Source organism: Novosphingobium sp. G106, assembly GCF_019075875.1.
Classification (GTDB): domain Bacteria; phylum Pseudomonadota; class Alphaproteobacteria; order Sphingomonadales; family Sphingomonadaceae; genus Novosphingobium.
The window spans coordinates 631,211-655,887 of record NZ_JAHOOZ010000001.1 but is presented as its reverse complement, the minus strand read 5'-3'; the positions used below and the strand labels follow the sequence as shown (position 1 = coordinate 655,887).

Annotated in this window: 21 protein-coding genes; 9 read left to right on the top strand and 12 right to left on the bottom strand. The window is 66.2% G+C overall.

Annotated elements, in window-relative coordinates:
• Positions 1-69: 69 nt before the first annotated feature.
• Positions 70-1,071 (top strand): alpha/beta fold hydrolase, encoded by a 1,002-nt coding sequence (locus KRR38_RS03085; protein WP_217398515.1) that lies wholly within the window; start codon positions 70-72, stop codon positions 1,069-1,071.
• On the opposite strand, the gene KRR38_RS03080 is transcribed toward KRR38_RS03085, so the two are convergent.
• From KRR38_RS03080 to KRR38_RS03050, 7 genes are all read right to left on the bottom strand, one after another.
• A complete protein-coding gene (locus KRR38_RS03080; protein WP_217398513.1) occupies positions 1,068-1,757 on the bottom strand; it encodes a response regulator in 690 nt (229 codons plus the stop codon). The genes KRR38_RS03085 and KRR38_RS03080 overlap by 4 nt on opposite strands.
• Positions 1,754-4,414 (bottom strand): sensor histidine kinase KdpD, encoded by a 2,661-nt coding sequence (locus KRR38_RS03075; protein WP_217398511.1) that lies wholly within the window; start codon positions 4,412-4,414, stop codon positions 1,754-1,756. Before KRR38_RS03075 ends, KRR38_RS03080 begins: the two co-directional genes overlap by 4 nt.
• A gap of 10 nt (positions 4,415-4,424) precedes the next feature.
• A complete protein-coding gene (gene kdpC / locus KRR38_RS03070; RefSeq protein WP_217398509.1) occupies positions 4,425-5,018 on the bottom strand; it encodes a potassium-transporting ATPase subunit KdpC in 594 nt (197 codons plus the stop codon).
• 10 nt (positions 5,019-5,028) lie between these two features.
• Positions 5,029-7,041: a potassium-transporting ATPase subunit KdpB gene (gene kdpB / locus KRR38_RS03065; protein ID WP_217398507.1), complete on the bottom strand. Its 2,013-nt coding sequence runs from the start codon at positions 7,039-7,041 to the stop codon at positions 5,029-5,031.
• Positions 7,042-7,055: 14 nt separating this feature from the next.
• Positions 7,056-8,759: a potassium-transporting ATPase subunit KdpA gene (kdpA, locus tag KRR38_RS03060; RefSeq protein WP_217398504.1), complete on the bottom strand. Its 1,704-nt coding sequence runs from the start codon at positions 8,757-8,759 to the stop codon at positions 7,056-7,058.
• A 12-nt stretch (positions 8,760-8,771) separates the two neighbouring features.
• The gene (gene kdpF, locus KRR38_RS03055; RefSeq protein ID WP_217398502.1) at positions 8,772-8,861 is read right to left on the bottom strand and encodes a K(+)-transporting ATPase subunit F; all 90 of its coding nucleotides are present in this window, start codon (positions 8,859-8,861) and stop codon (positions 8,772-8,774) included.
• Between the two features lie 104 nt (positions 8,862-8,965).
• Positions 8,966-9,244 carry a hypothetical protein gene (locus KRR38_RS03050; protein ID WP_217398500.1) on the bottom strand — a complete coding sequence of 93 codons (279 nt, stop codon included), beginning with the start codon at positions 9,242-9,244 and terminating at the stop codon, positions 8,966-8,968.
• 133 nt (positions 9,245-9,377) lie between these two features.
• Between KRR38_RS03050 and KRR38_RS03045 the strand changes: the two genes are divergently transcribed.
• Positions 9,378-11,261 carry a potassium transporter Kup gene (locus KRR38_RS03045; RefSeq protein ID WP_217398498.1) on the top strand — a complete coding sequence of 628 codons (1,884 nt, stop codon included), beginning with the start codon at positions 9,378-9,380 and terminating at the stop codon, positions 11,259-11,261.
• A gap of 3 nt (positions 11,262-11,264) precedes the next feature.
• Here KRR38_RS03045 and KRR38_RS03040 read toward each other — a convergent pair whose 3' ends face one another.
• Positions 11,265-11,816, bottom strand: coding sequence for a hypothetical protein (locus KRR38_RS03040; RefSeq protein ID WP_254514624.1), 552 nt, complete (start codon positions 11,814-11,816; stop codon positions 11,265-11,267).
• Between the two features lie 117 nt (positions 11,817-11,933).
• On the opposite strand from KRR38_RS03040, the gene KRR38_RS03035 reads away from it, so the two are divergent.
• Together KRR38_RS03035 and KRR38_RS03030 are read left to right on the top strand one after the other, a co-directional pair.
• Positions 11,934-13,220: an MFS transporter gene (locus tag KRR38_RS03035; RefSeq protein WP_217398496.1), complete on the top strand. Its 1,287-nt coding sequence runs from the start codon at positions 11,934-11,936 to the stop codon at positions 13,218-13,220.
• A gap of 63 nt (positions 13,221-13,283) precedes the next feature.
• Entirely contained in the window at positions 13,284-14,702 is a 1,419-nt protein-coding gene (locus tag KRR38_RS03030; protein ID WP_217398494.1) for an aldehyde dehydrogenase family protein, read from the top strand.
• Positions 14,703-14,714: 12 nt separating this feature from the next.
• Here the strand turns inward: KRR38_RS03030 and KRR38_RS03025 are convergent, their stop codons facing one another.
• Positions 14,715-15,905, bottom strand: coding sequence for a sensor histidine kinase (locus KRR38_RS03025; protein WP_217398492.1), 1,191 nt, complete (start codon positions 15,903-15,905; stop codon positions 14,715-14,717).
• Between the two features lie 457 nt (positions 15,906-16,362).
• Between KRR38_RS03025 and KRR38_RS03020 the strand changes: the two genes are divergently transcribed.
• The 4 genes from KRR38_RS03020 to KRR38_RS03005 all read left to right on the top strand — a co-directional run bounded on the left by KRR38_RS03020 (position 16,363) and on the right by KRR38_RS03005 (position 20,673).
• Complete coding sequence (locus KRR38_RS03020; RefSeq protein WP_217398490.1) at positions 16,363-16,875, top strand: hemerythrin domain-containing protein; 513 nt, start codon at positions 16,363-16,365, stop codon at positions 16,873-16,875.
• Between the two features lie 249 nt (positions 16,876-17,124).
• Complete coding sequence (locus tag KRR38_RS03015) at positions 17,125-19,296, top strand: bifunctional diguanylate cyclase/phosphodiesterase (RefSeq protein WP_217398488.1); 2,172 nt, start codon at positions 17,125-17,127, stop codon at positions 19,294-19,296.
• Between the two features lie 27 nt (positions 19,297-19,323).
• On the top strand, positions 19,324-20,412 hold the full coding sequence (locus tag KRR38_RS03010) for an acyltransferase (RefSeq protein ID WP_217398486.1): 1,089 nt from the start codon (positions 19,324-19,326) through the stop codon (positions 20,410-20,412).
• An 84-nt stretch (positions 20,413-20,496) separates the two neighbouring features.
• Complete coding sequence (locus KRR38_RS03005) at positions 20,497-20,673, top strand: hypothetical protein (protein ID WP_217398485.1); 177 nt, start codon at positions 20,497-20,499, stop codon at positions 20,671-20,673.
• Here the strand turns inward: KRR38_RS03005 and KRR38_RS37280 are convergent.
• The 3 genes from KRR38_RS37280 to KRR38_RS02990 form a co-directional block, all read right to left on the bottom strand.
• Positions 20,670-21,617 carry an AraC family transcriptional regulator gene (locus KRR38_RS37280; RefSeq protein ID WP_217398483.1) on the bottom strand — a complete coding sequence of 316 codons (948 nt, stop codon included), beginning with the start codon at positions 21,615-21,617 and terminating at the stop codon, positions 20,670-20,672. The genes KRR38_RS03005 and KRR38_RS37280 overlap by 4 nt on opposite strands.
• Before the next feature lie 101 nt (positions 21,618-21,718).
• Positions 21,719-22,621 carry an SDR family NAD(P)-dependent oxidoreductase gene (locus KRR38_RS02995; protein ID WP_217398481.1) on the bottom strand — a complete coding sequence of 301 codons (903 nt, stop codon included), beginning with the start codon at positions 22,619-22,621 and terminating at the stop codon, positions 21,719-21,721.
• A gap of 311 nt (positions 22,622-22,932) precedes the next feature.
• Positions 22,933-23,250, bottom strand: a complete 318-nt coding sequence (locus KRR38_RS02990) for a hypothetical protein (protein WP_217398479.1) — start codon at positions 23,248-23,250, stop codon at positions 22,933-22,935.
• A gap of 759 nt (positions 23,251-24,009) precedes the next feature.
• Between KRR38_RS02990 and KRR38_RS02985 the strand changes: the two genes are divergently transcribed.
• Positions 24,010-24,672, top strand: a complete 663-nt coding sequence (locus KRR38_RS02985; RefSeq protein WP_254514623.1) for a PEPxxWA-CTERM sorting domain-containing protein — start codon at positions 24,010-24,012, stop codon at positions 24,670-24,672.
• The last annotated feature ends 5 nt before the right edge of the window (positions 24,673-24,677 follow it).

Genomic DNA, 24,677 nt, shown 5'->3' with positions numbered 1-24,677 from the left:
CCGTCGCGGCGTAGCGGTTGCGACGCCTATTAGGCTGCGCGCGCCGGCATGGTGCGGTAAAGCCCTGCCATGTCCACTTTCGACTTGAGTCGCCGCCGCGTGATGAGCGCCGCAGTCATCGCCGCTTCGATCCCTTTCACACCGGCTTTGGCCCAGCCTGTGGCGGCGCCTCCCGCGATGCCGCCGCTCAAGACCGTGCGGACCGACCTGCTCGAAGTCGCCTATGCCGAATATGGACCGGCAGCCGGCCCACCCGTCATCCTGCTCCACGGCTGGCCCTACGACATCCATGCTTTCGAGGAAGTCGCGCCGATCCTCAGCGCCAAGGGCCACCGCGTCATCATCCCTCACTTGCGCGGCTATGGAACGACTCGCTTCCTCTCAGCCGACACCAAGCGTAACGGCGAGCCGGCCGCGCTCGCCGCCGATGTGCTGGCGCTGATGGACGCGCTGAAGATCCGCAGCGCCGTGCTCGGCGGCTTCGACTGGGGTGCGCGCACGGCGGACATCATTGCGGCGCTCTGGCCCGAGCGCGTCCACGGGCTCGTCTCGGTCAGCGGCTACCTGATCGGCAGCCAGGCGGCGGGAAGCCAGCCGCTGCCGCCCGAGGCCGAACTGCAATGGTGGTACCAGTTCTACTTCGCGACCGAGCGCGGTCGCACCGGATATACGAAATACCGCCGCGAGTTCTCCAAGCTGATCTGGCGGCTGGCTTCGCCGAAATGGGCCTTCGACGACGCCACTTTCGATCGCTCCGCCGCCGCCTTCGACAACCCGGACCATGTCGAGATCGTGATCCACAATTACCGCTGGCGGCTGGGCCTGGCCGAAGGCGAGACGCGCTACGCCAGCCTCGAGCAGCAGCTTGCCGCCGCGCCGGCGATCGCCGTGCCGACGATCACGATGGAAGGCGACGCCAACGGCGCACCCCATCCGCCCCCCAGCGCCTATGCTGCCAAGTTCACGGGCCGCTACGAGCACCGGACGATCGCCGGCGGGATCGGCCACAACCTGCCGCAGGAAGCGCCCCAGGCCTTTGCGCAGGCCGTGATCGATGTCGTCCGCGCCTAACGGCTGACGATCAGCCTGTAGCCGACTCCCGGCTCGTTGCGCAGGATCGAGGGGGCCGAGGGATCGTCCTCCAGCTTGCGCCGGATCGCCCGCGCGGCGACGCGCAGGTACTCGACGTCGCCCTCGTGCCCGGCGCCCCAGACCGCGTGGAGAAGCTGGCTATGCGTCACGACCTTGCCCGGTCGCTTGGCCAGTTCGGCGAGGAAGCCGTATTCCTTGGGGGTCAGATGGACCTCCTCACCGGCCTTGCGGACAATGCGCGCGGCCAGGTCGATCTCGATCGCTCCCACCGCCACCACCGGCATCTCGGCATCGGTCGAAAGCTTGTGGCGCAGCGCCGTGCGGATGCGCGCGAGCACTTCCTCGGTGTCGAACGGCTTGGTGACGTAGTCGTCGGCGCCGAGATCGAGCGCGGTGACCTTCTGCTCGGTCGCATCGCGCGCCGAGACGACAACAACGGCAGTGCCGGCCGACTTGATCAGGCCGATCAGCTCCAGCCCGTCGCGGTCGGGCAGGCCCAGGTCGAGCAGGACGATGTCGGGCTTGTCGATATGGAGCGCGGACAGCGCCTCGCGCCCCGTCCCCGCCTCGACCACCTTGTAGCCGGCGCGGGCGAGCCCGGCATGGAGCAGGCGCCGGATCGCCGGCTCATCTTCGACCAGGAGGACGGTAACCTGCCGGCTCATTGCTCGCTCCAGCTCGTCTTCAGATGCGCGGCGTCGAAGCGGATCGAGAAACAGGCGCCAGGCCGGTCGGTGCGATTCGCCGCGGATACGGTCAGCCCCATGGCTTCGGCAAAGCCCTTGACGATGGCGAGGCCGAGGCCGGTGCCGCCCTTGCGGTCGGACCCCTCGATCCGGGTGAAGGTCTCGAACAGCCGCGCCTCCTCGCCTGGCGGCAGACCTGGGCCCTCGTCCATCACGGTCAAGGTGAGGCCCTGCGGATCGCGCCGCGCCGCAACCTCGATCGGCGAGCCGGAATTGCCGTATTTGGCGGCGTTCTCGATCAGGTTGATCAGGCAATGGTGGAACAGCTGCGGGTCGGCCATGACGAAGGGCAGGTCGGGCGCGATGGCGAGCTTCACCGGATGATCCTGCAGCGCGCCGCGCAGGTCGTGCGTCGCGCTGGCGACGGCTTCGGCAAGGTCGATCGGCTCGGTCGTGCGGTGCAGCGCGCCCGCCTCGATCCGCACCATGTCGAGCAGGTTGCCGACGAAGCGGTGCAGCCGCTCGGCCTCGGCGCGGGCGGTGGCGAGGTGCTCGGCCTGGTCGGGCGAGCTCGGTCGCAGCTCACGCAGCATGCCCAGCACCGTGGTCAGCGGCGTGCGCAGGTCATGGCTGACCGACGAGAGTAGCGCATGACGCAGCCGATCGCGCTCCTTGATCTGCGAAAGCTGCGCCATTTCGCCTTCGAGCGCGATGCGTTCGAGCGCAAGCCCGGCTTGGTCGAGCAGGCTGAGCAGCAGCGGCAGCTGGTCCGAACGGATCGGCGCGCGTGCATCGTCGCGGGCGAGGCCGAAGACGGCAAGCGCTCTGCCCCCGGCCGAGATCGGCTGGAACAGCCATTCGCTGGCGGTCAGCGTGTCCGAGCCCCGGCCGGCCGGCTGGTTCTGCTCGGACGCCCAGCGCGCCGCCGCCATATCGAGCATCTCCAGTTCGTCTCCCGGCGGATTGGCCGCGCGTATCTCGAGCCCGTCGGTGCCGTTCATCAACACCACCGCCCTGACATCGAGCAGCCGGCCGATCTCGGCGCAGAGCAACTCGGCCAGTTCATCCCGGCGGCTGATCCCGGTGAGCAGCCGCGCAAAGCCGGCGAGCGCGCTGTTCTGGGCCGCGCTGCTCTGCGCCAGCAGCGCTTGCTCGCGCACGCGCGCGGCGAGCTGGCTCGACACCACGGCCACGCCGAGCAGCACCAGCACGGTGATGATGTTCTGCGGGTCCTGGATCGTGAACGTGTGGGTCGGCGGAATGAAGAAGAAGTTGTAGCTCAGCGACGAGAGCAGGCCGGCGACCACACCGGTCCTGACGCCGTAGCGTGTCGCCGCCACCATCACCGGGAGCAGATAGAGCAGACCGACGTTGGTAATGCTGCCACGGCCGAAGATCGCGATGCCCAGCAGGGTCACGAGCACCGTCAACCCGAGCGACACGGCATAGCCTTCGGGCTTGCCCCAGGCTCCGATAGCGACCTTGGGCCGAACCGCCGCCCGCACCGTCTCGGCCATCGGCAGGACGTGGACCGCGATGCCCGGCGTTTCGCGCACCAGTTGATCAACGACCGAGCCGTGGCGCAGCTCGAACCAGCGCGAGCGCGCCGACTTGCCGACGATCAGCTGAGTCGCCCTCGCCTCCGCAGTGAAACGCTGGAGCCCTTCTAGGATGCTCTCCGCCGGAACGCTCGCGACCTGTGCGCCGAGCTGGGTCGCGAGGTGCATCGTCGCGGCGAGCTGGGCGTTCTCGGCATCGCTGAAGGTTGCCGCGCGCGCGGTCTCGATATGCACCGCGGTCCAGGGCGCGCGCAACGCATCGGCCAGGCGCTTGGCGGCGCGGACGAGTTCGGCCGCGCCCGGCTGCTCGCTGACCGCGACGACCAGCCGCTCGTTCGCCGCCCAGGCGCCGGCGATGGCATTGGCGCGGATATAGTCGAGCATCTGTGCATCGACCGCCTGCGCCGCGCGGCGCAGGGTCAGCTCGCGCAGGGCCGAGAGGTTGGACTTCGAGAAGAAGTTGCCCAGCGCGCGGGTCGCTTCCTCGGGAACGTAGACCTTGCCCTCGCGCAGCCGCTCGATCAGTTCGTCGGGCGGGATATCGACGATCTCGACCTCGGCGTTCTCGATCACCCGGTCGGGCAGCGTCTCGCGCACGCGCACCTTGGTGAACGAGGCGACGACGTCGTTCAGGCTTTCGAGATGCTGGACGTTGAGCGTCGAATATACGTCGATCCCCGCCGCGAGCAGTTCCTCGACGTCCTGATAGCGCTTGTCGTGCCGGCTGCCCGGCGCGTTGGTATGGGCCAGTTCGTCGACCAGCACGAGTTGCGGGCGCCGCGCGAGCACCGCGTCGATATCGAGCTCGCCGAGCGCCTGGCCGCGATGCTCGATCAGCTTGCGCGGGACGATCTCGAAGCCGTGCAGCCGCGCCTCGGTCTCGGCCCGGCCGTGGGTCTCGACCACGCCGACGACGACATCGACGCCGGCATCGCGCCGCGCCGCCGCCTCGCCGAGCATCTCATAGGTCTTGCCGACGCCCGGCGCCGCGCCGAGGAAGACCTTGAGACGGCCGAGGCCCTCCTGCGCAGCGCTGCGCAGCAGGGCCTCGGGATCGGGTCGCGGCTCGTCGTTCATGATTGCCCGTTCATCGGGCCGCTTGTGCGCCTTTGTGAGCCATCGAGTCGAGAGCGAGATTGAGCAGCAACACGTTGACACGCGGCTCGCCGATGAAGCCGAGCAGCGGGTGCTCGGTACGGCTTGCAATGAGCTCGCGGACCTCACCCTCGGGCAGGCCACGCGCCGCGGCCACGCGCGCCACCTGGTAGAGAGCCGCCTCGGGGCTGACATGGGGATCGAGCCCCGAGGCGGAGGTGGTCACCAGGTCAGGGGCGACGGGAAGACCTGATGACTTTAACGCAGCCAGATCGCCTTTGACGCGGTCAGCGAGCGCCTGGCTGGTCGGGCCGAGGTTGGAGCCGCTCGACGCCATGGCGTCGTAGCCCTTGCCCGCGGCCGAAGGCCGGCCGTGGAAATAGGCGGGACCGGTGAAGGTCTGGCCGATCAGTTCGGAGCCGATGACCTGACCGTTCCGCTCGATCAGGCTGCCATTGGCCTGGGCGGGGAAGATCACTTGCCCGATCCCGGTCATCGCCGCCGGATAAGCAAGGCCGAGCAGCGCGGCGAACAGCAGGGTCAGCACCAGCGCGGGGCGGATGGCGGAAGTGAAGTCGTTGAGCATTGTCCTGTCCTCAGGCGAGGCCAAGGCCGCCGACCACGAGGTCGATCGCCTTGATGCCGATAAAGGGCGCGACGAGGCCGCCGACGCCGTAGATCGCTAGATTGCGCGCGAGCAGAGAGCCGGCACCGATCGGCCGGTAGGTCACCCCGCGCAGCGCCAGGGGCACCAGTGCGGGGATGATCAGCGCGTTGAAGATGATCGCCGAGAGGATGGCGCTGCTCGGCGATTCCAGCCCCATGACGTTGAGCACGCCGAGCCCTGGATAGAGCGCGACGAACATCGCGGGGATGATCGCGAAATACTTCGCGACGTCGTTGGCCACCGAGAAGGTCGTCAGTGCGCCGCGCGTCATCAGCATCTGCTTGCCGAGGCCGACGATCTCGATGAGCTTGGTCGGGTCGCTGTCGAGATCGACCATGTTGCCCGCCTCGCGCGCGGCCTGGGTGCCGGTGTTCATCGCCACGCCGACGTCGGCCTGGGCCAGCGCGGGTGCGTCGTTGGTGCCGTCACCGCACATCGCGACGAGCCGCCCGCCCTGCTGCTCCTTGCGGATCAGCGCGAGCTTGTCCTCGGGCGTCGCTTCGGCGAGGAAATCGTCGACCCCCGCTTCGGCGGCGATCGCCGCGGCGGTCAGCGGGTTGTCGCCGGTGATCATCACCGTGCGGATGCCCATGCGGCGCAGCTCGGCGAAGCGTTCGCGCACGCCGGCCTTGATCACGTCCTTGAGCGCGATCATGCCGAGCAGGCGGCCGTCCTGCGCCACGGCGAGCGGGGTCTGGCCCGAGCGCGCGATGTCCTCGGTCATCCGACGCAGCTCGGCCGCGGCCGGCGAGGACGCTGCATCGGGGTTGGCGCGCAGGATCGCGTCGACCGCGCCCTTCTGGGTGAGTTGTCCGGCGACATTCACGCCCGAAATCCGGGTCTGCGCCGTGAACGGAACGATCTCCACCCCGGCCGCCAGCTCGCGCGTTGCGATGCCGTACTTCTCGCGCGCCAGCACGACGATTGAGCGGCCCTCGGGCGTCTCGTCGGCCAGGCTGGCAAGCAGCGCGGCGTGCGCCAGTTCGTCGGAGGCCACGCCGGTCAGCGCGCGGAACTCGCTCGCCTGGCGGTCGCCGATGGTGATCGTGCCGGTCTTGTCGAGCAGCAGCACGTCGATGTCGCCCGCCGCCTCGACCGCGCGGCCCGACTTGGCGAGCACGTTGAAGCGGACAAGGCGGTCCATGCCGGCGATGCCGATGGCCGAAAGCAGCGCGGCGATCGTCGTCGGGATCAGGGTAATCAGCAGCGCTGCGAGGATCGCCACGGGCACGCCGCCGCTGGCGTATGAAGCGAAGCCCGGGATCGTGCCGACGGCGATCAGGAAGATGATCGTCAGGCCGACGAGCAGGATCGTCAGCGCGATCTCGTTGGGCGTCTTCTGCCGCTCGGCGCCTTCGACCAGGGCGATCATGCGGTCGAGAAAGCCCTGGCCGGGCTCCTGCGTCACCTGGACCTTGATCCAGTCCGAGATCACCCGCGTGCCCGCGGTCACGGCCGAGCGGTCGCCGCCGCCCTCGCGGATGACGGGCGCGCTTTCGCCGGTGATCGCCGCTTCGTTGACCGAGGCGACGCCTTCGATCACCTCGCCATCGGCCGGGATGAGGTCGCCGGTCTCGACCAGCACGACATCGCCGCGCTTGAGCTGCGAGGCGGGCACCACCTTGCCCGAAGGCAGTTTGGCGACGAGGTCGGCCTTGGCGGCGCGCAGCGAGGCGGCCTGGGCGCGGCCGCGCCCTTCGGCCAGCGCTTCGGCGAAAGTGCCGAACAGCACGGTCAGCCAGAGCCAGACGATGAGCTGGAGCTGGAAGGCGATCGGCAGCGGCTCCGCGCCGATCGCCAGCAGCACGGTCAGGAGCAGCGCCACCACGGCGGTGGTGAAGAGCACGGGGTTCTTCACCAGCTCGCGCGGATTGAGCTTGCGGAAGGCGTCGCCGACGGCCGGGCCGATCAGGTTCGCCGAGAATACGGAAGTCGTGGTCATGTCCGTGATACCTGTCAGAAGAGCTGGCCGCGGATCATCGCGAGATGATCGGCGATCGGGCCGAGCGCGAGCGCGGGCAGGAAGGTCAGTCCGCCGACGATCAGGATGATGCCGACGAGCAGCCCGACCCAGAGCAGGCCGGTCGTCGGGAACGAGCCCGCCGAGGCCGGGTGGACCTTCTTCGCCGCGAGGCTGCCGGCGATGGCGAGCGCTGGGACGATCATGAAGAACCGCCCGACCCACATCGCGACGCCGAGGAGGCCGTTGTAGAACGGCGTGCCCGCGGTCAGCCCGGCGAAGGCCGAACCGTTGTTCGCCGTTGCCGAGGAGAAGGCGTAGAGGATCTCGGTGAAGCCGTGCGGGCCCTTGTTGAGCGGCCCCGCGAGCCCTGCCGGCAGCACCGAGGCGAGCGCGGTTCCGCCGAGGATCATCAGCGGCAGCACGGCGATCCCGAGCACCGCGAACTTGACCTCGCGGCTCTCGATCTTCTTGCCGACATATTCGGGCGTGCGGCCGACCATCAGCCCGGCGACGAAGATCGCCAGCAGGGCGAACAGCAGGAAACCATAGAGCCCCGCGCCTACGCCGCCGATCACCACTTCGCCGAGCTGCATGTTGAACAGCGGGATCATGCCGCCGAGCGCGGTGAAGCTGTCGTGCATCGCGTTGACCGCGCCGCAGGACGCATCGGTCGTCACCACGGCGAACAGCGCCGAGGCGGCCGCGCCGAAGCGTACTTCCTTGCCCTCCATATTGGCGCCGGCGAGGCCGAGCTGATGCAGCACCGGATTGCCCGCGGCCTCCTGCCAATAGGTGATCGCCGTGCCCGCGAGGAACAGCGTCATCATCGCGGCGAGGATCGCCCAGCCCTGGCGCGTGTTGCCCACGGCCTTGCCGAAGACCCAGGTCATGCCGACGCCGATTGCGAAGATCGACAGCATCTGGACGAGATTGGTCAACGCGCTCGGGTTCTCGAAGGGATGCGCCGAGTTGGCGTTGAAGAAGCCGCCGCCATTGGTGCCGAGCATCTTGATCGCCTCCTGCGAGGCGACCGGGCCGAGCGCGATCGACTGCTTGACGCCTTCGAGCGTGGTCGCGTCGACCGAGGCGGCGAAGGTCTGCGGCACGCCGCTGGCGATCAGGTAGAAGGCATAAAGCAGGCAGATCGGCAGCAGCACGTAGAGAGTGATGCGCGTCATATCGGCCCAGAAGTTGCCGATGCCATTGGTCTCGCGCCGCGCAAAGCCGCGGATCAGCGCGAAGGCGATGGCGATGCCCGTGGCGGCCGAGAGGAAGTTATGGATCGTCAGCCCCAGCATCTGGCTGAGGTTCGACAGCGCTACCTCGCCCGAATACCATTGCCAGTTGGTATTGGTGGTGAAGCTGATCGCCACGTTCATCGCGCCGTCGGGGCTGAGGCCTGCGAGCCCTCGCGGGTTCATCGGCAGCAGGTCCTGGAAGCGCAGGATGACGTAAGTGAACAGCAGGGTCGCCACCTGGAAAAGCAGCATGTGCACCGCATAGCGGCGCCAGCCCTGCTCGGCGGCGGGATCGATGCCGGCAAGCTTGTAGAAGCCACGCTCGACCGGGCCGAGTATGGCATGGAATGGCGTCCGCCGGCCTTCGTAGACCGCGAAAAGCCACAGCCCCATCGGCTTGGCGAGCGCCACGGTGATGGCGGTGAACAGGAGGATGAGCATCCAGCCCTGGATTGTCATGGCGGGGCTCCGTCAGAACCGCTCGGGCCGGATCAACACGGCCACGAGGTAGATGAGAAGGCCCACCGCAGTGAGCCCGGCGAGTGTCAGGGATAGGGTCATCTATGGCTCCTCAAGCGTTGTCGCAGAGCCGCACGTAGGCGAGCGTCAGCAGGAACAGCCCGCCGAGCACGGCGAGCCAGATCAGATCGTTCATCGGGTTGTCCTCATGTCAGGAGCGCGCGCGGCGGCATCGGCAGCAGGCGAAACAGGCCGGGGCCTTCGAACAGCAGCGCCAGCCCGCTCGTCAGGCAGACGAAAGCGAGCACAGCGACGGCAAACTCGGCCGGCGAGCCCTGATGCGGCGGTGGATGGCCGACCAGGCGGAGGACAATACGGCTAAGCACCGCGCAGGCGCCAAGCAGCGCCAAGCCTATCAGGCGCAGCACGATCTCCGCCGCCCACCAGCGCTCACTGCTTTCCAGTCTGTGTCGTATCTTGCGCACCGCACTTGCCTTCTCGTTGCAGGGGCGATGTGGGGCGGATGCGCGTTAAGCTTCCATGGGGAATGCGGGCGCCCGGCATAAAGAAAGCGTAAAATCCGTGGCAGGGCGGCCGGGCCGCTCCTAGCTGCCGATCATGGACCAGACCGACGGGCATCACGCCCATTCAGAAAGCCTCCCCGCGCTGGCGATCGGCGCGATCGGCGTCGTCTTCGGCGACATCGGGACCTCGCCGCTCTACGCGCTCAAGGAAAGCTTCATCGGCCACCACCCACTGACCGTGGACAAGGCGCACGTCTTCGGCGTGCTCTCGCTGATCTTCTGGACGATGCTGCTGATCGTCACGATCAAGTACGTCCTCGTCATCATGCGCGCCGACAACAAAGGCGAAGGCGGCAGCCTGGCGCTGCTCGCGCTGATCGGCAGCAAGCTGGGCGTGACGCGCTGGACTCCGGCCATCGCCATGCTCGGCGTGATCGCGACCGCGCTGTTCTATGGCGACGCGATCATCACCCCGGCCATCTCGGTACTCTCGGCGGTCGAGGGGCTGACGATCGTCCATCCGGGCTTCGCCCAGCTCGTCCTGCCGATCTCGGTCGCGATCCTCATCGGCCTGTTCATGATCCAGTCGCGCGGCACGGCGGCGGTCGGCAAGCTGTTCGGCCCGGTCATGCTGGTCTATTTCGCGGTTCTCGCCGTGCTCGGCATCATGGGCATCGCCCGCGCGCCCGAAGTCCTGCTGGCGCTGAGCCCGGCCTACGCGCTGGACTTCTTCCTGATCGATCCCGCGCTAGCCTTCCTGGCATTGGGCTCCGTCGTGCTGGCGGTGACCGGTGCCGAGGCGCTCTATGCCGACATGGGCCACTTCGGCCGCAAGGCAATTACCGTCGCCTGGCTGTGGATCGCCTTCCCCTGCCTGCTCCTCAACTATCTCGGCCAGTCGGCATTGCTGCTGCACACCCCCGCGGCCGTAGAGAATCCGTTCTTCCTGATGGCGCCCGACTGGGCGCGGCTGCCGCTGGTGATCCTCGCGACTTTCGCGACGATCATCGCCAGCCAGGCGGTGATCACCGGCGCCTATTCGGTGTCGCAACAGGCCGTCCAGCTCGGTTTCCTGCCACGACTGCGCATCACCCACACCAGCGCCAAGGCGGCGGGTCAGATCTACGTACCGCTGGTCAACTGGGGCCTGCTGGTGCTCGTCGTCCTGCTCGTGCTCGGCTTCAAGAGCTCGAGCAATCTCGCCGCCGCCTATGGCATCGCGGTAACCGGCACGATGTTCATCACCGCCTGCATGCTTGGCGTGCTGACTTTCACCGTGTGGAAATGGCCGAAGCCGATCGCCGTGCTCGTCACCGGCGCCTTCCTGCTGGTCGACGGCGCCTATTTCGCCTCGAACGTCACCAAGATTCCCGACGGCGGTTGGTTCCCCCTGCTGGTCGCCGCCGTAACCTTCATGCTTCTGACCACCTGGGCCAACGGCCGGCGCATCATGCGTGAGCGGCTGGAGGAGGATTCGATGCCGATCGAGCTGTTCATCCGCTCGACCGGATCGTCGGTGCGCCGGATCCCCGGCACGTCGGTCTTCCTCGCCTCGGCCACTGAAGGTGTTCCGCCCTCGCTGCTCCACAACCTCAAGCACAACCACATCCTGCACGAACGGGTGGTGCTGCTGACCGTGGTGACCAAGCCGGTGCCGCACGTCGCGCCGGACAAGCGGATGAAAGTCGAGGATCTCGGGCAGTCGTTCTACCGCATCGTCCTCGATCACGGCTTCATGGACGAGGTAGATATCCCGGCCGAGCTGTCCACCGAGCAGCGCGCCGGCGGGCCGTTCAAGCCGATGGAGACCAGCTACTTCCTCGCCCGGCAAACGCTGATCGCCTCGGACCGGCCCGGCATGGCGATCTGGCGCGAGAAGCTGTTCGCCTGGATGGTGCGCAACGCCCAGAGCGCGATGGAATTCTTCAAGCTGCCGACAAACCGCGTGATCGAGCTGGGAAGCCAGCTGGAGATCTGACTCTCATTCCTGCTCTCGCCAGCCGGCGAGGGCGCCCTCGTACCGTTCGCTTGCGCGTGAAACCCTGGCCTCGAGTGCTTCGCGCGCCGAACGCTGCCGCTTCTCCAGCACCGCCTTTTCCCGCCGCAGCGCGTCCTCGCGCTCGCGGATTGCGGCGATCTGCGCTTCGGCCTGCTCGTCGAACACCCGCAGTGCTGTTTCGAGAGCGTCGAGCTTGTCGCGGCTGGGCCGCGGCCTCGGTTTGCGTGCGGGCTTGGCCGGCTCGCGGCGCGGCGACGGCTCCTCCTTTTTGCCGTCCTCGGGCAGCGCCGCGAGTTGATCGGCGAGGCTGCCGCGCGAACGGCGCACAACCTCGCCCGGCGAGGCCAGCGCCGCCTTGGTCAGCGCCGGATCGGTGACGATCTCAGCCGCGCCGATGGCGAACAGGTCCTTCGACGCGCCCCAGGCCGCGAGCGCAGCCTTCTTGCTCGGCGCTGCAACATAGGCGTCGTGGAAGCCGATCGCAGTGCGGTAGACCTTAAGGCGTTTGGCAGCGGGCATGGAACCAATACGCATGCGCCGCGAACAGGCTCCCGTTCGCGGCCAAAGTGGCGAGCCGATCAATCGCTTGTTTGCAATTCCGTTCGTTCCGGCGATAAGACCGTCGAAATAAGGAAAAGTGGGAACGAGGGAATGGGCACGAATCGCAGCTTCGGCGTTGGCTGGCGCCAGGTTTTCGCCTCGATGGTCGTCATGGCCTGCTCGGGCATGATCGCGCCGACCTACGGCATCATCGCCGTCCATCTCGCCAGCGAGTTCGGCTCGAGCCGCATGGTGCTGATGCTGGCGATCACGGTCATGTCGGTTGCTGCCGGAATCATCTCGCCCATCGCCGGCGGGTTCATGGACAAGAGCTCGCTCAGGCGGATCATGATGATCGGCGTCGCCGGCATGGTCGGCGGCTTCTTCGCGCTGTCTTTCGTCACCTCCTTCGCGGCCGTGCTTGTGGTCTATGGCCTGCTCATGGCCGCCTCCCAGTCGATGGCCGGGCCGATCTCGGGCACGGTCCTGCTGACGCGCTGGTTCGAGAAACGCCGCGGCGCCGCGCTGGGCATCGCCGTCTCGGGGATCGGCGCGGGCAGCATGATCTTCCCGCTGGTGATGCAGGGCCTGTTCGATCATTTCGCCTGGCGCGAGGGGCTGCGCGTGCTCTCGCTGATCCTTGCCTGCATCACGGTGCCGGCGCTGCTGCTGATCGTCGACCGCCCGAGCGACCGCGGGCTCTATCCCGACGGTGCCGACGCGCCTCCCCCGCTGGCCAAGGGCGCCAGCGCACCGGTGGCGCTGTCCGCACGCGAGATCATCAGCGATCCGGCCTTCTGGCTCCTGGCTTTGGTCGTCACGGTGATCCTGGCGGGCATGATGGGTTCGGTGACCAACATCGTGCCGATGGCGCGCGACCTGGGTGTCGAGGCCAATGCCGCAGCCTTCGTCGTTTCGGTCTATGCCGGCATGGCCTTCGTCGCCAAGCTGACCTTCGGAGCCGTGGCCGACCGCATCAGCCCGCGCATCCTCATGACGGCGATCCTTGCAGTCTTCGCCGCGGGCATGGTCGCGCTGTCGATGGCATCGACTGGCTATTGGATGATCCTACTCGGTGCCGGCCTCGTCGGACTGGGCGGGATGATCCTGCCCCTGCAGAGCTTCGTGGCGCCGCGGATCTTCGGTCCGGCGGTGGTCGGCAAGGCAGTTGGTCTGCTGAGCCTCGCCCAGTTGGTCGGCCTGCTGGTTACACCACCGGTCTTCGGGCTCATCTACGACAAGACTGGCTCCTATTCGCCGATCTTCGTCGCCTTCGCGGTGATGGCGGTCGGCGCCATGCTGGTCGTGCCGAAGATCCGGCTGAACCTGCGCGCTACGGATATCGCCCCGACGGCTTCGCGCTCGGGTGGCGAACCGGAACCCCAGCCCGTCCCCTGATCCGTTGCCGCCCGGGAAGGCCTGTGCCAGAGACGGCTCAAGTCTTCCGGGAAGGATCAGGTCATGCGCGAATACCTCCAGCAGTTCATCGGCGGCCAGTGGGTCGATAGCCAGGGCGGCAAGCGCCACGAGGTGATCAACCCCGCGACCGAGGAAGCCTGCACGGTCATCACCATGGCCACCGCCGCCGACGTCGACGCCGCCGTCGCCGCCGCGCGCGCCGCCTTCCCCGCCTTCTCGCGCACCACGGTCGCCGAGCGGCTCGAACTGCTCGACCGCATCTGCGATCTCTACAAGGCCCGCCTCGGCGACATGGCCGCGGCCATCAGCGAGGAGATGGGCGCACCGATCTCGTTCGCCAATGCTGCTCAGGCGCCCGCCGGGCTAGGCCACCTCAAGTCCGCGCGCCGCGCGCTCGAGGCGTTCCAGTGGGAAGAGGAACTGCGCGGCGCCCGCGTCGTGCATGAGCCGATCGGAGTCGTCGGCATGATCACGCCGTGGAACTGGCCGATCAACCAGATCGCCGCCAAGGTCGGCCCCGCGCTCGCGGGCGGCAACACGATGGTGCTCAAGCCCAGCGAGGAATGCCCGGCCAACGCGATCATCTTCGCCGAGATCCTCGCCGAGGCCGGCGTGCCCGCGGGCGTGTTCAACCTGATCAACGGCAACGGGCCCGAGGCCGGCGCGGCGCTGTCGTCGCACCCCGATGTCGACATGATCAGCTTCACCGGCTCGACCCGCGCGGGCATCGCTATCGCCCAGGCCGCGGCGCCCACGGTCAAGCGCGTCCACCAGGAGCTTGGCGGCAAGGGACCCAACCTCGTCCTGCCCGGCGCTGATCTCGACGCGCACCTCGGCAAGACGCTGTCGGGCGTGCTCGGCAATTCGGGCCAGACCTGCATCGCGCCGACGCGGCTGATCGTCCAGCAGGACCAGAAGGCCGATGTCGAGGCCTTTGCCCAGCGGATGTTCGCCGCCACCCAGGTCGGCAATCCTTCCGAAGAAGGCGGCCACCTGGGTCCCGTCGTCAACAAGAGCCAGTTTGAGAAGATCCAGGGCCTGATCCAGTCGGCGATCGACGAAGGCGCGACGCTGGTCCAGGGGGGCACCGGCATGCCCGACAACGTCAACCGCGGTTACTACGTGCGCCCGACCGTGTTCAGCGACGTGACGCCCCAGATGCGCATCTTCCGCGAGGAGACCTTCGGACCGGTCGCGACGATCACCAGCTACGATACGCTCGACCAGGGCATCGCACTCGCCAACGACACCGATTACGGGCTCTCCGCGGCAGTGACGGGCGATCCCGAACTGGCCAAGGGCGTCGTCGGGCAACTGCGCGCCGGCCTCGTCGGGGTGAATGCCTGGGGGCCGTCGAGCGAGGCGCCGTTCGGCGGCTACAAGCGTTCGGGCAACGGCCGCGAGGGCGGCGTCTACGGCCTGCGCGACTTCCTCGAGGTTAAGACGATCGTCGGGGGCTGAAACCCTCGACGATCAGCTCGCGCTGCGCAGCGCGACTATCGCCGCGGGCAGTGGAATGCTTGCGGTTACCCGGCAGCCGGCCTTCCGGCTCTGGATTGACAGGCGCCCGGACAGTTCCAGCATGCGGGACCGCATGCTGGCGATGCCCACGCCCCCACCCTCGGCGTCGACCTTGCAGGCCTGCGGAGACATGCCGATACCGTCGTCCTCGATGACGAGGTGAAGCGCGTTCCTTCGCGAGATCAACCGCACGGTGATCTGGCTCGCCTGGGCATGGCGATAGACATTGGTGAGCGCTTCCTGGGCTATCCGGTAGAGCGCCTGCTCGATCTCCTCTCCCCACGGTTCGATTTCGCCGCCGAAGGTGAAACCGATCGCAAGCTTGGTCCGCCGCGCGAAGCCGCGCGACATCGCGTTGAGCGCTTCCACCAGCCCATGATCGAGCGAGGGCGGATGTAGCATGAAGGAAATCGTGCGGATCTCGTCGATGACGTGGGTCAGGGCGCTGTCGATCACACCGAACACTTCGAGCGATTGTTTGTCGCTGTGCAGGCTCCTGAGCCGCTCGACCGAAAGATTCAGGACCGAAAGCTCCTGGGCGGTGGTGTCGTGAATTTCTCGCCCGATCCGGCGCCCTTCCCGCTGTTGGATAGATAGCCTTTCGCGCTCCAGTTCGCGATTTCGGCGCTTCAGCATGACCAGATCGGTGATCTCCTGGCTGGACACGGCAATGAATCGGGTCCGCTGCAACTCTATGCTGGATAGGACGACTTTGTAGAAACTCTCGCCCTGCGGACCCGGGATCGAATAGGTGTGTTCCGAGTGCGACCGCAGCCCCTCATCGAATTCGTCGAGCGCCCTGAGGACGGCAAAGCCTATTTCATAACCGTATTCGGCAAATTTCAGGCAGACTTGGCGATAATTGTCACCGACTCCGAAGGGGCCGAGATGAAAGGTTCGCGCCATTCCGGCCCAGCCCTGGTTGACCATGGCGATCCGACCCGCACCGTCGACGAGCGCGACCTGGTCGGGCAGATTATCGATCGTGGCCTGGAATATACCCCTATCACTGGGATAGCTGGGATCGTTGAGATCACATGGCAAGTCCGGAGCGAGCAGGAAGGGCGCTTCGGGGTTACACCCGTCAAGGCTTCTCGGGGTTCTACCGAAGGGCAGGATTGCGCGAGACTTTCCTAAACCCATAATACAGCTCCCGCATTTCCGGAAACATCGAACAGGGTATTTATCAGATAACTCCAAAAGTTACGATCAAATTCCTCTACCAAAAAATACGGGTTTTGGCCTAAGAAAATACCCTATAACGAGAATCTACTAGTTATTTGTATTAGTATTTACTCCACAAGACTATCTGTCGCGTTCATACAATTATCCAGATGCGAGTCGCGATACACCCCCGATGCGACCCGAAGAATCTGCCCTTTAGTAGATCCTTCAACTTAACGGCGGCCCAGAAATGGGCCGCCTTTTTTTGCGCATACCGGCAAGGCGCGCCGCAGCTTTGCATGGCGGCCGGAAACACTGGTCTCGGCCCCGCTATTTCCGCCCAGGCCGAGCACATCCCCCCGCCGCGGCCTGTCGCAAATCGGGGAACCTAGTGCCCCTCGCCCGGTTCTTGATTGCAACCACGATGGAGCGAGACATGCCTCAAGCCAAACCCGAATTCACCGACGCCGTTGCCCTGCTCAAGGCCGATCACCGCAAGGTCGAAGGTCTGTTCGAACAGTTCGAGAAAGCCAGCGGTGCCAGCCGCAAGCAGGCGCTCGCAACGCAGATCTGCAACGAGCTCAAGATCCACACGACCATCGAAGAAGAGATCTTTTACCCCGCCTTCCAGGGCAAGATCGAGGAAGACACCCTGGCCGAAGCCTATGTCGAGCACGACGGCGCCAAGGTCCTGATCAACGATATCATGGCGGCCTCTCCCGAGGACGATTTCTACGACGCCAAGGTCCATGTGCTGTCCGAGGAGATCAAGCACCACGTGCACGAGGAAGAAATGCCGAGCGAAGGCATGTTCGCCCAGTGCCGCAAGGCCGGCGTCGACCTCGTCGCGCTGCGCGACCAGATGACGGCGCGCAAGGCGGAGCTGATGCGCAAGGTGGCCAACGGCGGTCTGCCCGCGGCCGAACTGCGCGTCCTCCATATGGCTTGAGCGGCGAAATGGCCGGCCGGACCGCGTGGACGATCCCGCGGCCCGGCCGCTCACCCGATGTTTACCAAGAAGGCCGCCGATCACGCCGGCCGCAGTCCGTCGTCGCGCCGCGCTATTTAGGGCTATGACCGTTCCGCTCCCGCCGAGGTCGGAAACGCATCTTAGGAGATTAGATACCAAACCCGTTTAGAGGTGTCTTCCGGTGTCAGGCCTAGGTTGGCCTGCGACACAGGGAATGATTTGCCGGGCATGGCGGTAGCGAACATCTTCAAGGGCATCGGAGGCACGCGAAAGCCGGGGGCCGGCGCCTATGGCAATGCCAATCTGCGCCTGGAAGTGCTCGAGGACTTCGAGAACGCGGGGAGCGGCTGGCTCTGGGCGACCGACGCCGCGGGGCACCTGATCTACATTTCCGAACATGCCGCCGCGAAGCTGGAATGCCCGCTGGAACAGCTGCTCGCACAGCCGCTTGCCGCGCTGTTCGAGCCCGATCTTGAGGACGGCGACAGCTCGGGCCGCTCGCTCAATTTCCGCCTGACCGCACACAACAAGATCGCCGACACGCCGGTACGCTTCGCGCCCAGCCGGGCAGAGCGCACCGCCTGGTGGTCGCTCTCGGGCCAGCCCAAGTTCGATGCGAACGGTGAATTCGTCGGCTATCGCGGCAGCGCCAAGGACATCACCACCGAATACGAGCGCAAGCTCGAGGATCTGCACCTGTCCGAATATGACTCGCTGACCGGCCTTGCCAACCGCCACCGTATGGGCCGCCAGCTCGGCCAGACGCTGTCCGCGTTCAAGGCAGCCAAGCGCTCCTGCGCGCTGATGATGCTCGATCTCGACCGGTTCAAGGCGGTCAACGACACGATGGGCCACCCCGCCGGCGACGACCTGCTTAAGCAGGTGGCGCAGCGGCTGCGGCGCGTGATCGGCGAGCGCGGCGAGATCGGCCGGCTCGGCGGCGACGAGTTCCAGATCATCCTTCCGGACATCGACGACCGCGGTAAGCTCGGCGAGCTGTCGGACAAGCTGATCCAGATGATCTCGCAGCCCTATCCGATCGGCGACAAGCGTGCCTCGATCGGCACGTCGGTGGGCATCGCCATCGCGCCTTACGACGGGCTGGAGATGGAAGAGCTGATCAGCCATTCCGACCTCGCGCTCTATGCCGCAAAGCACGGCGGCCGCGGCCAGTTCCGCTTCTATTCGGCCGACCTCAAGAGCGAGGCCGAGGAGCGCCGACTCGTCGACGAGGACCTGCGCGCGGCGCTGCTCAACGACGAGCTGGAGCTGCACTACCAGCCCGTCGTCCGCGCTTCCGACCACGTCGTCATCGGCTTCGAAGGGCTGGCGCGCTGGCAGCACCCTGAACGCGGCGCGGTCGGCCCCAACGTCTTCATCCCGATCGCCGAGGAATCGAACCTCATCAACGAGCTCGGCGAATGGGCGCTGCGCCGCGCCTGCACCGACGCGACGCATTGGCCCGAAACGGTCCGCGTCGCGGTCAACGTCTCGGCACGCCAGTTCACCAACCCCGCCTTCGTCGGCATCGTCGAGGCGGCTCTGGCCGAAAGCGGCCTGGCCCCTGGCCGGCTCGAGCTGGAACTCACCGAGACCATCTTCATGGGCGACAGCGAGGAGACCGACGCGACCTTCCGCGCGCTCAAGGGCCTCGGCGTCCGGCTCGCGCTCGACGATTTCGGCACGGGCTATTCGTCGCTCAGCTATTTGCGCTCGGCGCCCTTCGACAAGATCAAGGTCGACCGCACTTTTGTCGATTCCTGCACCGAGAAGGACCAGAACAGCGCAAAGATCATTGCCGCGATCATCGGCCTGTCGGACGCGCTGAACATGGAAACCACGGTCGAGGGCGTCGAGGCCTTCGACCAGTACCACGTCGTCTGCGACAAGGGCGCGCGCTACATCCAGGGCTGGATCTATTCGAAGGCGCTGCCGCAGCAGCAGATCCTCGAGAACATCGCCGCGCAGAACTTCCGCATCGAGCCCGCCGGGCCCGACCGCCACCGCTCGGAGCGCCGCTCGATGTTCCGCCGCGTCGGCGTGATCCACGAGGACCACCGCTACGAAGCGCTGATGCGAGAGCTTTCGCGCACCGGCGCCTCGATCGAGGGCCTGCTCGGCGTGCCCGTCGGCACCGGGCTGGTGCTAGACATGGGCGGCGGCCAGCTCGTGGTTTGCACGGTCATGCGCGTGGCCGAGCACAAGCTGGGGGTCGAGTTCGAGACGCCGCTGGTCAGCGACGGCGCCGGCGGCCTCTGCACCCGCCACCGCGTATCGCCCTATGCCCTCGCCGCCGCAGGGATGCCGCTCGTCGCCCTGTCCGAAGGCCAGCCGATCCCGACGCTGGTCGGTGGCGGCCAGCCCAGCCGGCCGCAATTCGTGCAGGTCGTCGCGGCCTAGCCGCGGCGGAGGATCGGATCCGTATCGGTGATTGCAATCGACGGCGCCCGCTCAGCAACGCACAAATCGGACGCGGCTTCGTCGCGATTGCCTTTGCTCGACGGCCTGCGCGGCATCGCCGCGATACTGGTCATGCTGCATCACGAACCGACCTACTTTGGCTACGAGGGCCTGTTCCCGCGCGCCTATCTCGCCGTAGACTTCTTTTTCATGCTCAGCGGCTTCGTCCTTACGCTGTCCTACGAGGAGCGCCTCAGAACGAGCTCCGCGTCTGGCTTCCTCATCTTCCGCATCTGCAGATTGTGGCCGTTGCTCGCTGTCGGCATCGTGATGGGCGCTGTTCAGCAGTTCATATGGGAACCCAATCATACGAGCATGGTCCTGGCGATTACCGCGTTCAGCCTGCTGTTCCTGCCGGTGTTCGCCGGCAACTGCGGCCTCTATCAGCTGAACGGGCCGCAATGGTCGGTGACGTTCGAACTCATCGCCAATTTCGTGCACGCCAAGTTCCTGTCTCGGTTGAGCGATGCTCAATTGCTCGGTTTCGTCGGCGGGTCGGCCGTGATGCTGGTTCTGGTAGGACAAAAGTTCGGCAACCTGGCGATCGGAGATACCGTCGGCAACTGGTGGGGCGGCTTCTTCCGTGTCGGTTTCGGCTATGGGCTGGGCGTCTTCTTCGCGCGCCGTTTTGGCCGTTCGCAGCCCGGAACCCCACTGCTCTGGTTCTGGGGACTGGCGATAGTGCCGATGATCCTGATATTGCTGCCGGTCGTACCGCTGCCGCGGGCTGCAGGCGATTGCCTCGCCGTGCTGGTCCTGCTGCCCATGGCGTTTTGGCTGGCAATCCGCGCGCAGGTCGGAGAGCGTTTCGCCGGCCCGCTACTCCTCCTGGGGAGCATATCCTATCCGCTCTATGCGATCCACGTACCCGTCCTTGCCGCTTCGCGCGCGCTGGCGCATGGCCAGCCAGCGGAAACGCAGCTCGCCATCCGGGCCGGATCTATCGCGGTCATCTTTGTCCTGTCATGGGCCCTGGCGCGAAGTTCACTGAGCAAGGGCATCAGGCTGGGTCGGCTGCCTTGGCTCTTTCAGAGCCGCATGCAACGGGTATCCTGAACAGACCGAACGAGTCCGGGCCATCGCCGAAACGCTATTGCCGCCAGGATTTGCCCGGCCCCACGCTCCTGGAGAAGCACGGCAGTGCGCACGAGGCTGAGCATTTGCAACCGTAAGGTGCACTACACGTCGGAAGCCGAGGCCTTGATCGCCGCGCAGGCCGGCCGCGTTCCGCTGCGGATCTATCGCTGCGACCGCTGCCGGCAGTTCCATCTCACCAGCCGGACCAAGGGCAAGCGCATCCCGCGCCCCACTGACTAGCGCGGCGCCTTGATCTCGCCCGGCAGGAAGCCGGTCGCGCGGCGGAAGGCCGAGCGGAACCCTCCGGCGCCCGAGAAGCCCAGCGCCATGCCCACATCGCGGATCGTCATGCCCTTGCCAAGCATCTGCGTCGCGCGCTCGACCATGACCTGTTCGCGGTACTTGCCGAGCGTCTGGCCGGTCTCGGTGCGGAAGGCGCGGGCGAGATGGCGAACGGTCATATCACAGAGCATTGCGAGCTCGGTCAGGTCGGGCAACGGAGCGTCGGCATGGAGCCGCTCGCGGATGCGCTGCATGCGCCAGGGGGCGAGGCCGCCAGCGCGAAAGTCGTTGATGCTGCGCAGCCGGAACTTGCGGACGATCTCGACCGCGAGCTGCTTCGACAGCACTTCCAGCATCGGCACGGTCGCGAAATCCGGCTCGGCCGTCTCGCGGTACATCCGCCGCATCAGCCACTCGATCTGGCCGCCCGACAGGTGGAAGGCCTCGTGCAGCGAAGCCTCCCGCCAGTCGGGCACGTCGTCGAGGAAAGACTCGAGCAGCGCCGCGTCGAGCAGGCAGCGGATTCCGCGCGAGGAGCCGGGCTGCGAGATCGACGAGAGCTCCTGCCCCGGCGGCACCATGGCGAGCCGGCCCATGTGGCCGGGCGCGTTCCGGCCCGACCGGAGGTTGGTGACGACGTGGGGCGGCCCGCCGCCATCGAGCGCCATGTGAAACAGATAGCAGCGCTGGCCCGTGGTCCAGACGGACTCGACCGGTTTCGACCAGCTGTAACGGCGCACTTCGATCGCCCCGCCCGCGAAGCTGACCTGCCGCTCCGCGGTGAATCGGTCGACGTCGTCGAAGATCGACTTGCGGATGTCCACCCAGCGCGACAGGTCGCGCTTGCGCGCCTCGAGAGCGGCACCGGTCTGCCGCACGTCGCCGCTGCTGCCGTCGTTCACCGCACCACTCCACATGCCCATCAGGGCGTCACCTCGGAGCAGCAGCTAAACACGGCAGCAGGGGCAGGTAAAGGCTGACGGCGCTCGCCCAGTACTTGCGCTCAGTACCTGGTCTCGGCCAGTTCGATCTCGGCCCGTCCCTCAGTCACGGTCGGATCGAAGGAGACGCCCATGTCGGCCATCTCGCGCTCAGCCCAGAACAGCCGGCCGGTGTATTCGTTCGGGTTCTCGCAGCTGGAGAAATAGACGATCATCCGCGCGGGCACGGTCGGCAGCACCGGCCGGTTGTCGCCCTCCTTGGGATCGAAGCCCTGGGCCTCCAGCCGCTTGCTGACGATCTCGGTCGCGACCCAGCCAGGGTGCAGACCTATGACGTAGACGTTGTCCTTGCGCAGTTCGGGCGCGATCACGTTGCTCAGCCGGTCGAGCGCGCGCTTGCTGGCGAAATAGCTCGGCACGACGAGGTTGCGCCCGACGACTTCGCTCGGCGGCACGTGCTCCTCGGTCATGCGGAACACTTCACCGCTGCCCGTGGTCACGTTGATGATCCGCCCGCCGCCGCGCGCGGCCATGATCGGCGTGACGAGCTGCATCAGCGTGAACGGCGCATGCAGGTTGATATCGAAGTCGTTGGTCCATTCCGCGAAAGTCAGGTCTGCAAACTTCTTCGACCAGACCGAACCGACGGTCGAAGCGGCATTGTTGACCAGCACGTCGATCCCGCCGAAGCGCTCGACCGTCGTATCGACCAGCTTCTTCAGGTCCGCCTGCCTGGCGATGTCGGTCTGCACGGCCAGCGCTTCGCCGCCGAGCGCCTCGATTTCCTTCAGCGTCTCGCCCATGCTGCCTGGCAGGGTGGGATCGGGATCGACCGTGCGCGCGGCCAGCACCACCCTGGCCCCGCGCCGCGCGAAGTCGAGCGCGGCCTGCTTGCCCACGCCGCGGCTGGCGCCCGTAACGATCACGACCTTGCCGGTCAGATCCAGTTCCTTCTGGCGTTCCATCATCTGTCTCCCGAATTGTGCTTCCCAGCTTCCATCGGCCAGCGGCGCCTGCCTGCCTAGGTTTTGCAGCGGCAGGGAGGGCACAAAACAGACATTTTCGGCGCGAAGGCTGCTATCGAGGGTTCAGGCACGCGCCCTGATCGGAGCCAAGCCGGCGCTGTGTTCCACCGGGGCGAACGGCAGCGATTGCCCCCTCGACGCCCTGAGGAAGGGCCAGTTTTCGGCCATCCGGCGGCACCGCCTGCGCCGCGAACCAGGAAACCATCAGGTTCGTCATCCCCACGAACCACTGAGGCCCGAACCGAGTTCAGTCAGCGACGTCGGCGCACGGGGTTCGATGCGATCACTGCGCATTTTGCGACGAGGAACTCGGCCAGGGTTTCGGGATGAACCTTGAACATCCGCGCCACTTCGTGCGCATCGAAACCTTCATCCAGCATTCGGACGATCTCCGCCTCATCCAGACCGCGCTTTGGCCTTGAGCGACGCAGGACAACGTCCTGCGAAACGAGGAACCGTTTGATCGTGTTCGAATGGCAGTGCCAGCGAATGCCCAGGTCGGCCAGGGACGCCCCCTCCCTGTAGAGTTGCACGATGGCCTCGGCATCCGGTGCGAGGCGACTGACCACATTCCTATCCATCCGGCCGATCCGCTCTCATGGGGTGAAGATAGACCGCCAGGCGCGCTTTGAATAATTACGAATTCTTGATGCAGATGAACGGGCGAAGGCGCAGCCCGACCGGCGCTTGGCCGCATGGAGTGCGGCAACGGGCCCCTGCCTCGTTGGCATCAAAGAAAAGCCCCGCCGAAGCGGGGCTCCAGGATGGGGCGTGATTTTGTCGTTACCAGGGGTACCGTCCCTGAATCGGGGGTACCGACCCCGATGCCATATCGATAGCGTCGAGCAGTTAACAAAAACTTTAAAACTTTATCGAAAGTAATTATCCGGCCCAGGTAAAGTTAAGCCTCACTTCAACCATATAAGACTGATTTTCCTTGTCTTTAACGCAAACAAGATGGGTAAAGCTCAGAAGCCTTGCTTGCCAAATAGCAATCAAAGTTGCGACTTCGCAACATCCCAATATGGCATCGACGTGCTATCTCTGGGGCTGCCGGTCGAGCTTCAGCACCTCGGCGACTGGTGAACGGATGCGCCTCCGGGTGCCCATTAAAGTGGCCGGGGGCGCATTTCGCGGGCATCGGGCACGAGGCGAGCCGACTGCCGCGCTCCCCATGCCTGCAGGCAGAATGAACGGAAATGGCACAATGTCATTCGGCTGTCGCAGCCGACAGCCGAAACGAAATTTATCTGTAACAAGGCGCCGATACCGCAAGCCCAATCGAGCGGGCAAACGCCCGCTCCTCCCTCGGGCTAGCAGGTGTCATTTTGAAGAAGCTTCTTTCCGGTCTCGTCACTCTTCTCGCCGCGACCTCGGTCCCGGCCGGTGCAACCGTCCTGTCCGGCCTGATCGACGGCGGATCGGTCCAGGGCGCCGGAAGCTTCGTGAACCTGACCGGCACCGGCCCGTTCACGGTCGGTCAGGACAATTTCAACACCAACAACTTCTACGCCTTCGACGAGGCGCAGAACTTCGTTCTGACCGACGAACTGATCGCCAATTTCGGGCTGACCAACATCGCTGCGGGCACGCGGGTCAACAGCCATTTCGTCTTCTTCGATCCGCTCGCGCGCGAGACGCTGCAGGGAACGATCACTTTCGACACGCCGGTACTGGCCGCGATCACCCTGCGCTCGCAGCTGATCGCCTCGAACTATCTCGGCGCAGCGGGCGTCACCTATCTCGATCCGGCCTCGGTCGGGCTGGAACCGAGTGTCGATTTCATCACGCTGGGCAGCCCGGGCGCGAACAGCCTGCGGCTCAATTTCCTCTCGACCGACGCGCCGGGCGACCATTTCCGCGTGATCACGCTGGCATCGTCGCCCGTGCCGGAACCGCAGACCTGGGCCATGATGCTGGCCGGCGTCGGCATGATCGGTGCCGCCATGCGCCGACGGGCGAAGGTTTCCGTTCGATACCAACCGGTCTGAAGCGC